The organism is Brevundimonas sp. BH3 (genome assembly GCF_045345115.1).
Lineage (GTDB): Bacteria > Pseudomonadota > Alphaproteobacteria > Caulobacterales > Caulobacteraceae > Brevundimonas.
In genome coordinates this window covers 1817675-1831034 of sequence record NZ_CP150796.1, presented here as the reverse complement: position 1 = coordinate 1831034, position 13360 = coordinate 1817675, and the positions used below count along the sequence as shown (strand labels likewise).

Annotated in this window: 13 protein-coding genes and 1 tRNA gene; 5 read left to right on the top strand and 9 right to left on the bottom strand. The window is 58.7% G+C overall.

The genetic code is table 11. The features are described from left to right. Positions 1-5: 5 nt before the first annotated feature. On the bottom strand, positions 6-686 hold the full coding sequence (locus WEU32_RS08950; RefSeq protein ID WP_406851648.1) for a LemA family protein: 681 nt from the start codon (positions 684-686) through the stop codon (positions 6-8). A gap of 102 nt (positions 687-788) precedes the next feature. Continuing rightward, on the bottom strand, positions 789-1709 hold the full coding sequence (gene folD / locus WEU32_RS08945) for a bifunctional methylenetetrahydrofolate dehydrogenase/methenyltetrahydrofolate cyclohydrolase FolD (protein WP_406851647.1): 921 nt from the start codon (positions 1707-1709) through the stop codon (positions 789-791). Positions 1710-1745: 36 nt separating this feature from the next. On the opposite strand from folD, the gene WEU32_RS08940 reads away from it, so the two are divergent. Next, entirely contained in the window at positions 1746-3614 is a 1869-nt protein-coding gene (locus tag WEU32_RS08940) for a PPC domain-containing protein (RefSeq protein ID WP_406851646.1), read from the top strand. Between the two features lie 25 nt (positions 3615-3639). Then, positions 3640-4689, top strand: coding sequence for a type 2 isopentenyl-diphosphate Delta-isomerase (gene fni / locus WEU32_RS08935; protein WP_406851645.1), 1050 nt, complete (start codon positions 3640-3642; stop codon positions 4687-4689). Here the strand turns inward: fni and WEU32_RS08930 are convergent. The 6 genes from WEU32_RS08930 to WEU32_RS08905 form a co-directional block, all read right to left on the bottom strand. Beyond that, positions 4686-5291: a hypothetical protein gene (locus tag WEU32_RS08930; protein ID WP_406851644.1), complete on the bottom strand. Its 606-nt coding sequence runs from the start codon at positions 5289-5291 to the stop codon at positions 4686-4688. The two genes, fni and WEU32_RS08930, sit on opposite strands and share 4 nt — an antisense overlap. Before the next feature lie 132 nt (positions 5292-5423). Further along, the gene (locus WEU32_RS08925; protein ID WP_406851643.1) at positions 5424-5837 is read right to left on the bottom strand and encodes a hypothetical protein; all 414 of its coding nucleotides are present in this window, start codon (positions 5835-5837) and stop codon (positions 5424-5426) included. A gap of 83 nt (positions 5838-5920) precedes the next feature. Further along, positions 5921-6298 carry a response regulator gene (locus tag WEU32_RS08920; protein ID WP_312136863.1) on the bottom strand — a complete coding sequence of 126 codons (378 nt, stop codon included), beginning with the start codon at positions 6296-6298 and terminating at the stop codon, positions 5921-5923. A gap of 203 nt (positions 6299-6501) precedes the next feature. Next, positions 6502-6576: transfer RNA gene (locus WEU32_RS08915), tRNA-Val, on the bottom strand. Between the two features lie 82 nt (positions 6577-6658). Next, entirely contained in the window at positions 6659-7948 is a 1290-nt protein-coding gene (locus WEU32_RS08910; protein ID WP_406851642.1) for a dicarboxylate/amino acid:cation symporter, read from the bottom strand. 114 nt (positions 7949-8062) lie between these two features. Next, positions 8063-8746 (bottom strand): HAD-IA family hydrolase, encoded by a 684-nt coding sequence (locus WEU32_RS08905; protein WP_167177241.1) that lies wholly within the window; start codon positions 8744-8746, stop codon positions 8063-8065. 63 nt (positions 8747-8809) lie between these two features. On the opposite strand from WEU32_RS08905, the gene glmU reads away from it, so the two are divergent. Together glmU and rpiA are read left to right on the top strand one after the other, a co-directional pair. Next, positions 8810-10159: a bifunctional UDP-N-acetylglucosamine diphosphorylase/glucosamine-1-phosphate N-acetyltransferase GlmU gene (gene glmU, locus WEU32_RS08900; RefSeq protein WP_406851641.1), complete on the top strand. Its 1350-nt coding sequence runs from the start codon at positions 8810-8812 to the stop codon at positions 10157-10159. Positions 10160-10215: 56 nt separating this feature from the next. Then, on the top strand, positions 10216-10836 hold the full coding sequence (gene rpiA / locus WEU32_RS08895) for a ribose-5-phosphate isomerase RpiA (protein ID WP_406853425.1): 621 nt from the start codon (positions 10216-10218) through the stop codon (positions 10834-10836). Positions 10837-10877: 41 nt separating this feature from the next. Here rpiA and WEU32_RS08890 read toward each other — a convergent pair whose 3' ends face one another. After that, on the bottom strand, positions 10878-11837 hold the full coding sequence (locus WEU32_RS08890; protein WP_406851640.1) for a hypothetical protein: 960 nt from the start codon (positions 11835-11837) through the stop codon (positions 10878-10880). 145 nt (positions 11838-11982) lie between these two features. On the opposite strand from WEU32_RS08890, the gene gor reads away from it, so the two are divergent. After that, entirely contained in the window at positions 11983-13359 is a 1377-nt protein-coding gene (gene gor, locus WEU32_RS08885) for a glutathione-disulfide reductase (RefSeq protein ID WP_406851639.1), read from the top strand. Position 13360: the final 1 nt, after the last annotated feature.

Below are 13360 nucleotides of genomic sequence, written 5' to 3'. Positions count from 1 at the left end.
GCGCCTTAGTTGCCAGCGGCCGGAGCCGCAGCAGGGGCCGCACCCGGGGTAACGGCTGGTGCATTACCGCCCGGTTGGGCCGCAGGGTTGAGCGAGTCGAAGTTTACGCTCGGTGCGTTCTGGGCTTCGGCCGTTGCGGTGAACAGCTGCATGGGCTTGGAGCCGCTGTGCAGGGTCTTGGCCCAGATGATGTTCGGGAAGGTCTGCAAGGTGGTGTTATAGGCGCGCACTGCTTCGTTGTAGTCGCGGCGGGCCACGGCGATGCGGTTTTCGGTGCCTTCCAACTGAGATTGCAGGGCGATGAAGTTCTGGTTCGACTGAAGTTGCGGATAGGCTTCGACCGTCATCATCAGGCGCGACAGGGCACCCGTCAGCTCGCCTTGGGCCGCTTGATAGCGCTCGAACGAAGCCGGATCATCGGCATTGACCGTGACGCTGGTGGCCTTGGCGCGGGCCTCGATGACATTGGTCAGGGTGGTGCGTTCCTGAATGGCGGCACCTTGAACGGTCGAAACCAGATTGGGGATCAGGTCTGCGCGACGCTGGTACTGGCTTTGGACGTCGGCCCATTTGGCCTCGGCGTTGAGCTTTTCGGTCGGGATGGTGTTGTAACCGCACGCACCCACTGCCGGTGCCATAGCGATTACAGCGGCCATTGCGGCCATACGGGGGGAGATAGAAGACATCTGTTTCCTCCTGTCGGTCACTGTGACCAAACCAGAACTATAGGAGTGGGGTCTAGCGGGCGGGTATTGCAAGAGAAACCCGACCGCTAGCGATAAAAAATATCAGCCCAGATTTTCAGGGGTGGCACCGACAGACCGGCACGCCGCCGTATAGGTATTGGCCAGCAGGCAGGCGATGGTCATTGGACCCACGCCACCTGGTACGGGGGTTATACGACCGGCAACCTGTACGGCCTCATCAAAGGCGACATCGCCTACTACGCGGGTCTTGCCCTCGGCAGCCTTGACCGGATCCTTGGAAGGAACACGGTTGATGCCCACGTCGATCACGGTTGCACCCGGTTTGATCCAGTCGCCCTTGATCATTTCTGGGCGACCGACCGCAGCCACCAGAATATCGGCGGTTCGGCACAGGGCCGGAAGGTCCTTTGTGCGTGAGTGGGCGATGGTGACGGTGCAGCTTTCACCCAGCAGCAGTTGCGCCATTGGCTTGCCGACAATGTTGGAGCGGCCAACGATGACGGCGTTCATGCCCGACAAGTCCCCCAGTTGGTCTTTCAGCAGCATCAGGCAGCCCAGCGGGGTGCACGGCACCAGACCGTCCTGACCCACAGCTAGGCGGCCCGCATTCACGACGTGGAAGCCGTCCACGTCCTTGTCGGGCGAGATAGCATCCAGAACTGCATTGGAATCGATGTGGGCGGGCAGGGGCAGTTGCACCAGAATTCCGTGGATGCCGTCATCGGCATTCAGTTGGGCAATCAGGGCCAGCAGCTCTTCTTGAGTGGTTGTGTCCGCCAGACGATGCGTATCGGAGCGCATACCGGCCTTCAGGGTCGTCTCGCCCTTGTTGCGGACATAGAGTTGGCTGGCTGGGTCTTCGCCTACGATAACAACAGCCAGACCGGCTTGGACACCGTGCGAGGCGATCAACCGTTCAACGGCACCGCCCACGCGCGTCACGAGGGTTTGGGCAAAGGCCTTGCCATCAATGATTGCGGCAGTGGCGTTTTCGGTTGCCATGACGGGAACTCTCCTCGGGCGAAGGAACTGATTGAGATGCTGGCGATTTACAGCCACCCCGGTTCGGCGTCTATGATGCCGCCACCAAAAATGGAAAGTCTTGTCTCTATGCGCTCATCCTTCCTGTTGACCGTCAGTACGATTGTTTTGCTGGCCGCCGCGCCAATGGCGGTAGCGCAGACTGACGGCGGGGCGATCCGTATCGGTGACCGCGTGGATGGCAGCACAGGGACGCTGGGACGCGACTACCAGCTTGAGTTGCGCGAGGGGCAGGGCGTCGAGATTGTCATGCAAAGCAGCGACATCGATTCCTTTCTGTCGATCTACGGCCAAGATGATGCGAGCGAGGTACTGGCCTCTGATGATGATGGACTGGGCGAAGGCCTGCACTCGCGACTGCGCTTTTATCCGCGCCAGTCCGGTGTGTTCACAATCAGAGCCGAGTCAATCGACGACAGCGATGGCGAGTTCCAGCTTTCGGTAAGCTCGTGGCAGCCCGAGCGTGTGCGTTCGACCAATATCCGCAAGGGCAGCAATGCCAGCGGCCGTCTGAACGCTCGCAGTCCGCAAACGGATTCGGGTAACCGGTTCCAGCAGTATCGGCTGATGCTGGCCCAAGGCGAGCTCGTGGATATTTCGGCCCGTTCGGATGATCTCGATACGGTACTGGCCATTGGCCACGACAGCCCCGCCTTCACGCCACTGGCGGAAAACGACGACTATTCGGGCGAGGGGCTGAACTCGCGCATCGTGTTTACTGCGCCAGAAGCTGGGGCCTATGCCGTGCGTGTTTCGTCATTTGGCAACAGCGCCGAGGGACGTTTTGAACTTGATGTGGCCGAGCCGAAACCAATGGCACCAGCGCGCCCTGTTCCCTTGGGCGAGCCGGTGACGGGAGAACTGATAGACAAGACCGATCCGGGTTTTGGTGGTGTGACTGCCGATCGTTACAGCTTGTCGGCCACGGCGGGCCAACCCCATGAAATCAGCCTGAACTCCGATGATTTTGACGCCTATCTAGGCGTCTATGATGCCAATGGTCTTGAACTGGCAACAGATGACGACAGCGGAGGCAGCTTGAATGCCAGCCTGATCTTCACGCCTGAACGAGATGGTGAATATATCATCGAGGCCCGCGCATTTGGCAGCAGCACGGGTAAATACAATCTGTTGGTGGAAGCTGTGGAGCCGCCGCCCGCACCCACAGCCCTGCCAATGGACACGGAAGTTGAGGGTGAGTTGACGGATGACGATGCGCGGACCAGCGCGTCGGGTCGTTATGACGGCTATATCTTCAGCGGGACCGAGGGTCAGCGTTTGCAAATCACGCTGACCTCGGCCGATTTTGACGCCATGCTGGAAGTCGGCTCGGCCGAAGGCACTTTTAAAGCCTTGGCCACTGATGATGACGGCATGGGCAATAGTCTGGATTCGCGCCTGATATTCGAGGTACCGGAAAGCGGCGAATATATTGTCCGCGCAACCAGTTATGGCGGTGAGGGGCGCGGTGCCTACGAAATTCGCATGATCGACCGTGGTCCCGCCCCGCAACCGGGCAGTCTGCTGGCCGGATCGACCGTACGGGGCTCGTTGAGCGAGTACGATAATACGGCGGGCGGCGGCATGATGGGGGCCCCCTATTATGACGACTATCGTTTTTCGGCCAAGAAAGACGAGAAGCTGCGCTTCATTCTGGTCGCCCCGAAATTCGATGCGGTGGTTATGGTGGGCACGGGCGAAGGTGATAACTTCAACGTCTCCAAACAGGATGACGATGGTCTGTCCGATACACATTCACGCCTGAATTGGACGAGCCCGCGCGATGGCGACTATGTGGTGCGCGTGACCAGCTTTGGCTCCAACTCTACAGGCGATTATTCGCTGATCGTGGAGCCTCAATCCTGAGCGTTTGAACAGTAGGCCTAGCAGCATGACGGTTTCCCCCGACCCGACGCGCATACATTTGACGCGCAAGGACCAGCATCTGGATGTGGTGCTGGCTAACGGGGGCCGTCATGCTTTGGCCACCGGCTTTGATGACTGGCGCTTTGTGCACGAAGCTTTGCCGGATATCGATCATGCCAAGATTGATCTGGGTGTGGACTTTCTGCGCTACCGTTTGCGGGCACCGTTCCTCATCAGTGCGATGACGGGCGGGCCTGCGCGGGCCGAGGCGATCAATGCCCGACTGGCCGAAGCGGCCCAGCATCTGGGCATTGCGCTGGCGGTTGGTTCTCAACGGGCCGCTTTGGACAGTGAGGATGCCGTGGCGGGGTTGGATAAGGCCCTGCGTCATCGTGCACCCGATACGCCCATTCTGGCCAATATTGGCGCGGCACAACTGACGCGCGGATTTGGCCGCGACGAGGCTTTGCGGGTCATCAACATGATCGGTGCCGATGCTCTGGTCGTGCACTTGAACCCTCTACAGGAGGCCTGCCAGCCCGAGGGCGACCGCGACTGGTGGGGCGTTGGCGCCGCATTGCATGCCCTGATCCGTGATCTGGAATTGCCCGTCATCGTTAAGGAAACCGGAGCCGGTATATCGGCTCTGACCGGCCAGAAGCTGATGGCAATGGGCGCTGCCGGTATCGATGTTGCGGGGGCGGGTGGTACCAACTGGGCGCTGGTCGAAGGCGCTCGCAGCGAAGGCGAAGACGAACAGGCCCATGCTTCCGCTTTTGCCGACTGGGGTATCCCGACAGCCCGCGCCATTGCTGAGGCGCGAAATGCCTTGCCGGGGGCTTTCCTGATTGGTTCAGGCGGCGTTCGTCATGGCGTGGACGCCGCCAAGGCCATCCGGCTAGGGGCGGATGTTGTTGGGGTGGCCGGTGGTATCATTCACGCCGCAACCCATTCCACCGAAGCGGTCATCAACCATTTTCAGACCATGACACGCCAACTGCGCACGGCCTGTTTTTGCGTCAATGCCCCCAGTCTTGAACATCTGAAACGGGTCCCGCTTTTGCCGGCGCGTTAAGACGCAGCGACCGAGGCGGCGGCCATAGCGGCGGGGTTAATGAGGCTAAGGCCGACTAAATAGAGGTACAAGGCAATGTGCAGGCCCACGGTCAGGGCAAACACCCATGCCCGACGTGTCAGGGCCGCAGGTATGACAAGGGCTAGATAGATAATCAGGTTTAGGCCATAGCTCATGGCTATCTGTTGCCCGTTGCTTTTACCCATGTTTACCCAAACTGCGCCGATAAGCATCATCAGATTGGCCAGAACCAGCAACAGCAGGATGGCTTTCTTGTTGGCCCAGAAATGCGTGTCCAAGTCCTGCGCTTCGTCGTCCGGTTCGGGGAAGATCAAGCTGGTGGCGACGAAATAAACGGTGGCAACCACAAGGCCCGCAATGAGCAGGCCATAGCTGTAGGGCGCATTGCTGAAATTGGTCCAGGCGGCATCCCAGAAGGTGGCGATGTCCAGAGCGACAAAGGCCGCCAGCATGGGGGTTTTCCAGCCCACGCGTACTGTCTTACGATGTTTGAAGGCGCGCGCAACGCCGGTGGCGATGACCGCGACCGACAGTCCCAGCACCAGTCCGTAGAAGCTGAAGAAGAATTCAAATGCGCTCATACGGGCCCCCACCGCTCGATCTGAATCTAAAATATGATCGTATTGGTGTGGTTTGTCACGGTCGCCATCAAGCCCGCTACATGGTGGGCTAGAAACAGAATTTTTGCCGAAAGTCGCTTTAAATCAAGCGTCTCAGCCTTCGTAGCCGCTCGGTACCTTGGTGACTTTGACAGTCTTGTCGGTGGGCAGGGGCTGTTTTTTATCGGTGTTATCCGAATTCATAGCCGGACCCGTGCCTTCGCTGTAGTTCCAGTTGTCGTCGTCCCAGCTTGTGCCGATGTCCTCGCCGGTTTCTTCGGGGGTTTGGATGCGTGCCATGGTTTCGGTGTGGTCATAACCATTGGCCAGTTCGCCTACGCCCAACTGTCCGCTACCGCTGACGATTTCAGGCTCTTTAGGAGCGACGACATCGACGCGCAGTCCTTCGCCATCGGCATGTCCTGTTGGTTCGTCACTGCCGCCCAGTATAGTGATGCCTGCCCACGCGATAATCGCTACGATCACGGCAAGGGCGATACCGCCCCACAAAAGCGACTGTTTGCGCATATCAGGCTCTCACGCGTCCACTATCCGAACAGGCTTTCTAACCCGAGTAGGCTTGTGAAGGGAACGGGCCTTAAAAGAAAACCTCAGACCCGAGACGGCTGGGCGAGGGCCGAGACCAGGGCGTCGCGAACAGCAACCTCGGTAAAAGGCTTCTGGATGGTGGTGTGGCCGCGCCATTGCTCCGGCAGACCGCTTTCACCGTATCCGGTCGAGAAGACAAACGGGATGCCACGCTGTTTCAGGGTTTCTGCGACGGGAAAGACAAGTTCACCCGCGACATTCACATCCAGAAGGGCGGCATCGATCTGTTCGGAGCGGGCCAGCGAAACGCCGCCGGCAACACTGCCTTCGGGGCCTGCAATGGTGCACCCTAGATCTTCGAGGATGGCTTCCAGAAGCATAGCAACGAGGGACTCGTCCTCGACGATTAAAATACGGCGATCCGCTAATACGTCCGACATCACAAACAGCCCCAAATATTGCGATTACAGTGCGGTATAGCGAGGCCTACGCACAATCAGGGTGCCTCGCTTACTGCAAATACGGCAAGTCGTATAGCAACGCCTTAATTTTAAAAGAGTGCCGACAAGATGCGAATATTTTTCACATAGAGTGAAAACCATGCCTAGGGACATGGTAAGGTTCGTCAGTGATATGGGGAAGATGGTGGACGCGACAGGGATTGAACCTGTGACCCCCTCGGTGTGAACGAGGTGCTCTCCCGCTGAGCTACGCGTCCATCTTCTGGAACGGGTTCACGAGAACCGCGTCGGGAGGCGGCGATTTAGCCCGTGAATCTCCCGACTGCAAGGGTAAACTGATTAAATACCTGCGGTTATTGCGTTTTCGGGTGTTTCGTTTTCGGGGTCGCCGGGAAGCCATGCGACGTGGCCGTTATAAATATCCTCGTTGAGGATGCCTTCTTCTTTAGCCACGATCACAGGAACCAGCATCTGACCCGTGACATTGGTGGCGGTACGCATCATGTCGACAATGCGGTCGATGGCGACAATATAGCCGATACCTTCCAGCGGCAGGCCAGCGGTCGAGAGTGTCAGGGTCAGCATGACGATAGAGGTGCCGGGAACACCTGCTGTACCCAATGATCCGAGAACCGCGGTCAGGCCGATCAGGATGTATTGGGTAACGGACAGATCGATCTGGAAGTACTGGGCAATAAAGATGGCAGCGATCGCCGGATAGATGGCACCGCAACCGTCCATTTTCACATTTGCACCCAGCGGCACGGCAAAGGCGGCATAGGCTTGGGGGACGCCCAGACGCTCGACGGTTTGGCGCAGGGTAATCGGCAGGGTGCCAAGCGAGGAAGAGGTCGCAAAGGCGGTCTGCTGGGCTGCAAATGCGCCACGGAAGAAGCTGCGGACCTTCAGTCCGTGCAGTTTCAGCAGGCCTGAATAGACCACCAGAATGTGGAACAGGCAGGCGACATAGATGGCCAGAATGAACTTGCCGAGTGGCAACAGGCTTTCCCAGCCATAACCGCCCACAACCGAACCGATCAGGGCGAACACGCCAAACGGGGTCAACTGGATAATCCAGCGGGTGATGCGGAAAACAATCGCCGCCCCTTCATCAACGGCACGGCGGGCGGTCTGGGCACGGTCGCCCAGTGCCACCAGCGACGCTCCGACAAAGGCCGAGAAGAAGATGATCTGCAGCACCTTACCTTCGCTAAGGGCGGCAAAGGGATTGCGCGGGACGATGTCCAGAAGCACCTGAAGTGGCGTCGGGATTTCGCGCGCCTTGACCTCGCCCAGCGGCAGATCGGCCAGACCGACGCCCGGATTGATGATGTGGGCGGTCGCAAAACCGACCAGCACAGCCAGAAGCGAGGTGATGGCGAACCAGATGATGGTGCGGACACCCAATCGCACGGCTCCCACGCCTTCGCCTAGCTTGGCGATGGAGCTGGCAATGGTGAACAGCACCAGAGGTGCCACCACCATGCGGATCAGGTTCAGATAGACATCGCCTACCGGCTGGAGAATTTTCGGGGCCATATCCCGCAGGAGCAAGCCCGCGATCACGCCGAGCGCGAGACCTGCAAAGGTTCGTTTCCAAAGGGGGATGGCAAAGAAGCGACGGATCATAGCAACACCTGAAATCAGGGTGCCTATGTCTGGTCTGACGCCTTCGGGGGCAACCGTCCGGCGACGGAAGTCGCCCCCAGAAGTTCTGGATAGATGTTTAGTTTAGCTAAACGATCAGGCAATGAGCTTGTCGAGAGCGTCCTCGAACTCGTCATAGTGGTCGATGGTTATGTCGCCACCCATCTGGGCCATTGGCACGTCGCTATAGCCGAAGCTGACGAGGATGCACGGCACAGGCGCATTGGCTGCGGCACCGGTATCGGTGGTGGAATCGCCGACCATGATGGCCTTGGCCGGATCGCCACCGGCTTTAAGAACGGCTTCGCGGATATGGGCACCGTCGGGCTTTTTGGCGGACACGGCATCAGGGCCGACGATGGCGGCGAACCTGTTGGTCAGTTCCAGCGCATCCAGCAGGGCCAGTGACAGGTCGGTGCGCTTGTTGGTGGCGACACAGAGCGTGGCACCGCGTGCGCTCAACCGGTCCAGTACCTCGACACAGGACGGGAAGGGGCGGGTATCGACGGCGATATTGGCGATGTAGTCGGCAATGAAGGCATCAAACAGAACCTTGCCGCCTTCGTCATTCCATTCGGCACCTGCCTCGGCAAAGCCGTCCTTCAACAGGGCCATCGCCCCGTGACCGACCAGATGTCGTGCCGCTTCCAATGGGCGGGGCGGCAAGCCTTCGGCAACCAGAAGGCGGTTCAAGGTGCCAATCAGATCAGGCGCGGAATCCACCAAAGTTCCGTCCAGATCAAAGGCAATCGTCCAGCCTTCCAGATCACGTTGGCTCATTGGTGTCTCCCGTTGCGGCGTCTGATGGGTTAGAGCCTAGGGAACTAGCCTTTGGGACGATTCATGACCAGCATTTCCAGCCCACGCGCCGCCATCATTCTTGCCGCCGGTCAAGGCACACGGATGAAGTCATCCCTACCCAAGGTGCTGCACCCCGTCGGGCACCGCGCCATGGTGGACCATGCCATTGATGCCGCCGAGGCTCTGGGCTGTGAAAAGATCATTGTGGTGGTGGGCAATCACTCGCCGGAAGTACGCGCCCATATCGTCAAACGTCTGGGCGAAGATGCGATTGCCGTCCAAGACCCGCCGTGCGGTACGGGCCATGCTGTGCGCGCCGCCGAGGAAGCCCTGAAGGGTTTTGAAGGCGAGGTTGTCATCACCTATGGCGACGTACCGCTGCTGAAAGCCACAGACATCGAGCCGGTGTTTGGTGGTAAGGGGGTCAGCGTTATCGGTTTTGAGGCCCGCGATCCGGGGGCCTATGGCCGTTTGGTCATCGAGGGCGAAACCCTTGTGGCCATTACCGAGGCCCAGGAAGCCAGTGCAGAGGTTCTGGCCATTCGCGCGTGTAACTCGGGCGTCATGGCGGCCCCGTCGCAGTTGCTGTTCACGCTGCTGGCCGATGTGACCAATGAAAATGCCAAGGGTGAATACTATCTGACCGACGTGGTTGAACTGGCCCGCAAGGCCGGTCACGACACCCGCGCCGTGTTCGCGCATGAAGACGCCGTGATGGGTGTGAACTCGCAAGCTGAATTGGCGCAGGCCGAGGCCCTGTTCCAGAAGGTGCAGCGCGAAACCTTTATGGCCAATGGCGTGACCATGAGCGCGCCGGAAACCGTCCACTTCGCCTATGACACGCAAGTGGGCGCAGGTACTGTGATCGAACCGTTCGTGGTGTTTGGCCCCAATGCGGTGGTTGAAGGCGGCGCGCGTATTCGTAGCTTCTCTCACATCGAGGGTGCCAAGGTCGGCACCAAAGCCGAGGTCGGCCCCTATGCGCGTCTGCGCCCCGGTGCGGAACTGGGTGAAAAGGTCAAGATCGGCAACTTTGTTGAGGTGAAGAACGTCACAATGGGCATCGGTGCCAAGGCCAACCATCTGGCCTATCTAGGCGACGGTTCGGTGGGGGCAGGGGCCAATATCGGCGCGGGCACCATCTTCTGTAACTATGACGGCTTCTTCAAACACCGCACCGAGGTGGGCGAGGGGGCGTTTGTTGGCTCGAACAGCTCGCTGGTTGCGCCCGTGACTATCGGTGACGGGGCCATGGTCGGTTCCGGCTCGGTGGTCACAAAGAATGTCGAGGCGGGGGAGCTGGCGCTGGCGCGAGCCCCGCAAGTGAACAAGTCCGGCTGGGCCAAGCGCTTCATGGACACCATGCGTGCGAAAAAGGCGGCCAAGAAGTGAGCGACATCCAAAAGAAGAACGCCGGCTATGCCGCTGCCCAATATGTAGAGGCGGGCATGAAGGTGGGTCTTGGCACCGGCTCGACTGCGGCATGGTTCGTCAAGGCTCTGGCAGAGCGTAACCTGTCCGACCTGAAGTGCGTTCCGACCTCGGAAAGGACTGCCGATCTGGCGCGTGAACTGGGCCTGACCCTAACCACGCTGGAAGATACGCCGCGCCTGGACCTGACGGTGGATGGTGCCGACGAGATCGGACCGGACCTTGCACTCATCAAGGGCGGTGGTGCGGCTCTTTTGCGTGAAAAGCTGGTGTGGGAAGCGTCCGACCGCTGCATCGTCATTGCCGATGCGGCCAAGGTCGTGAAGCAACTGGGCCAGTTCCCGCTGCCGATCGAAGTCGTGGCCTTTGGGCATAAGACCTCAGGCGCACGCATTAATGCAGTTCTGGCCGCACACGGTATGGGCGAGGCCACCGTGCGTCAGGCCGACCGTGGAATGGTTCGCACCGATGGCGGCAATGTCATCTATGACGCGGACAAAGGCGTAATCGCCGATCCTGTCAAACTGGCCGCCGACCTAAAAGTGTTGACCGGCGTCGTCGAACACGGCCTGTTCTTGGGTCTGGCCAGCCTTGCAGTTATCGGGACAGATAGCGGCTCGATAGTGATTCAGAGCTGAAATGAAAAGGGCGGCTACCTGTAATGTAGTCGCCCTTCATTTTATGGGTTCACCTCAGGGTCTCTTGAGAGATTTAGTCGATCTGCAGCCCTAGAGATTGAACTGGCGATCTCAACACGCGATGCGCTCAGGTTCGACTGCGTACGTGTCGCAGAATAAAGCCCTTTTAAATACGCCCAATCCCACTGGGTGAGTTGGTCGGCTTCAGTGACATAGTTTGCGTCTGTGACATTTAGAATTGAGTCGTAGTTAGCGGTCGAGGCTGTTGGCGAGATTTGCGCTAAAGTCACCAAGCTCAGATAATCGGCAAGCTGTAGAGCAGTCAGATGCTCCAACTCGCGCGGGTTAAATATCGCTACGGCGTAGTTGATGTCTTCGGAATACGAACTCCAAAGGCGAGACGGCATTACCGACACATACGCGGCTTCGTGCAGTGAAGATTTGTCGAAAGGTGTGTCACCAGGTGCGCGAAATGCCCGGCGACCGTTTTGGTCGGTGACCTGATTAATGTGCCACCAACGTATAGGAGCGTCGCTTTCCTGGAATCGTGCGAGTTCTGCACGCCCCTGTGAGGCACCGGTCATGTTGGGCTTGAGGAGCCTGCGATAACGTTGAACCAGCCCTTGCGCTTCCCCGGCAGGGTTGGCGGATGCCACAAGAACAAGGTTGGGTTTGCATCGAGGACCTCCAGACCGAAGTCCAACCTCGCGTGCCACATGGGAAATGCGCTCGACTATGAAATGAGCCGATTGGGATTCCATGTTGATGACGCTAACGCAGACTTCTGATCTCCAGCGAGCGAGGGGGCGTCCGGCAACTGGGTCAGCCACATTTTCTACAAAATCGCGTATGATCTCATCACGATGTCGCCCTGTAACAACCAGATCCTCAAGGCGATGAGGTTCTGAAGGTTCACTCTGCGCGGGTGTGGCCTGAGGCACCACTGTCGGAGTTAGCGCTGAAGTGGCCAATGCGATACTGGCAATGGTCTCAATGAACATGAAGCGTTTCCCGAGCTATTTAGAAACCGCATGTAACATTGTTATTGTAAGTCTCGCCACTATCGCGTGATCAGTTTCATCGATGGGCCTCGAAATATTCAGCCCTATTGCCTAGATAGTGGTGACGTATTTTCCGGAGCTGTTGATGTCCCATTCCTTTGACTACGACCTGTTTGTGATCGGTGCCGGTTCGGGCGGGGTGCGTGCAGCCCGTTTGACGGCGATGGGCGGCAAGAAGGTTGCGGTTGCCGAGGAATATCGCGTGGGTGGCACCTGCGTGATCCGTGGCTGTGTGCCCAAGAAATTCATGGTGATGGCGTCGGAATTTACCCATCAACTCGAAGTCGCCGAGGGCTTTGGCTGGACGGTAGAGCATGCCAACTTTGACTGGACCAGGTTCCGCAATGCCAAGGAAACCGAGATTGCCCGTCTGTCGGGCCTCTATAATGCCAACCTGTCCAAGGCAGGGGTCGAAATCATCAATGGCCGTGCTGTCCTGAAGGACAAGCACACGGTCGAGATCGTCGGCACGGGCAAGACTGTAACCGCTGAACGTATCCTGATCGCGGTTGGCGGTCGTCCGTTCGTGCCGGAATTCCCCGGTTCCGAACATACGATCACCTCTGAAGAAGCCTTCCTGTTGCCGGAACTGCCGAAGCGTATTGTCGTGGTTGGTGGCGGTTATATCGCTGTTGAGTTTGCCGGCATCTTTGCCGGTCTGGGTGTCGAGACGACGCTGGTCTATCGCGGTGCGGGTATTCTGCGCGGCTTTGACGAGGACGTTAGCGCGCACCTGTCACGCGAGATCGAGCGTCACGGCATCAAGGTGGTCCTCAGCGCCGAACATACGGCGATTGAAAAGACCGAAACCGGCCTGATGAACCGCCTTAGCAATGGCATGGACATCGAAACCGATGCCGTCATGTTTGCGACGGGCCGCAAGCCTTATGTGAAGGGTCTGGGCCTTGAAACGGCTGGCGTTGAACTGACCGATGGTGGTGCCATCAAGGTCGATGCCTATTCGCAGACCAATGTCGATAATATCTGGGCTGTCGGTGATGTGACAGACCGTGTGAACTTGACGCCGGTCGCGATCCGCGAGGCTGTGGCCTTCCACGAGACGGTGTTCAAGAACAATCCGCAGACGGTTGATCATCAAGACATTGCCACTGCTGTCTTTAGCCAGCCGCCGGTGGGCACTGTGGGGCTGACCGAAGCCGAGGCTCGCAAGAAATGCCCGGCCGAGGTGGACATCTACATGACCACCTTCCGCTCGATGAAATACGCCTTCTATGGTGCCGAACACCGCATGCTGATGAAGCTGGTGGTGGATGCCCAGTCACAAAAGGTGGTCGGGGTCCACATCGTCGGCCCCGACGCGCCGGAAATGATCCAGCTGGCCGGTATTGCCGTTAAGGCGGGCCTGACCAAGCAGCAGTGGGACGACACCTGTGCGGTTCACCCGACAGCCGCAGAAGAACTGGTTCTGATGAAGGAAAAGCGCCCGAACGGCGCTTGCTGAT

Bases quoted from the DNA above. Each gene is read 5' to 3' on its own strand.
- WEU32_RS08940 (WP_406851646.1), top strand. From the start codon at position 1,746: ATGCTGGCGATTTACAGCCACCCCGGTTCGGCGTCTATGATGCCGCCA.
- WEU32_RS08920 (WP_312136863.1), bottom strand. From the start codon at position 6,298: ATGTCGGACGTATTAGCGGATCGCCGTATTTTAATCGTCGAGGACGAG.
- WEU32_RS08930 (WP_406851644.1), bottom strand. From the start codon at position 5,291: ATGAGCGCATTTGAATTCTTCTTCAGCTTCTACGGACTGGTGCTGGGA.
- WEU32_RS08950 (WP_406851648.1), bottom strand. From the start codon at position 686: ATGTCTTCTATCTCCCCCCGTATGGCCGCAATGGCCGCTGTAATCGCT.
- WEU32_RS08910 (WP_406851642.1), bottom strand. From the start codon at position 7,948: ATGATCCGTCGCTTCTTTGCCATCCCCCTTTGGAAACGAACCTTTGCA.
- WEU32_RS08890 (WP_406851640.1), bottom strand. From the start codon at position 11,837: ATGTTCATTGAGACCATTGCCAGTATCGCATTGGCCACTTCAGCGCTA.
- WEU32_RS08905 (WP_167177241.1), bottom strand. From the start codon at position 8,746: ATGAGCCAACGTGATCTGGAAGGCTGGACGATTGCCTTTGATCTGGAC.
- fni (WP_406851645.1), top strand. From the start codon at position 3,640: ATGACGGTTTCCCCCGACCCGACGCGCATACATTTGACGCGCAAGGAC.
- glmU (WP_406851641.1), top strand. From the start codon at position 8,810: ATGACCAGCATTTCCAGCCCACGCGCCGCCATCATTCTTGCCGCCGGT.
- WEU32_RS08925 (WP_406851643.1), bottom strand. From the start codon at position 5,837: ATGCGCAAACAGTCGCTTTTGTGGGGCGGTATCGCCCTTGCCGTGATC.
- gor (WP_406851639.1), top strand. From the start codon at position 11,983: ATGTCCCATTCCTTTGACTACGACCTGTTTGTGATCGGTGCCGGTTCG.
- folD (WP_406851647.1), bottom strand. From the start codon at position 1,709: ATGGCAACCGAAAACGCCACTGCCGCAATCATTGATGGCAAGGCCTTT.
- rpiA (WP_406853425.1), top strand. From the start codon at position 10,216: ATGAAGGTGGGTCTTGGCACCGGCTCGACTGCGGCATGGTTCGTCAAG.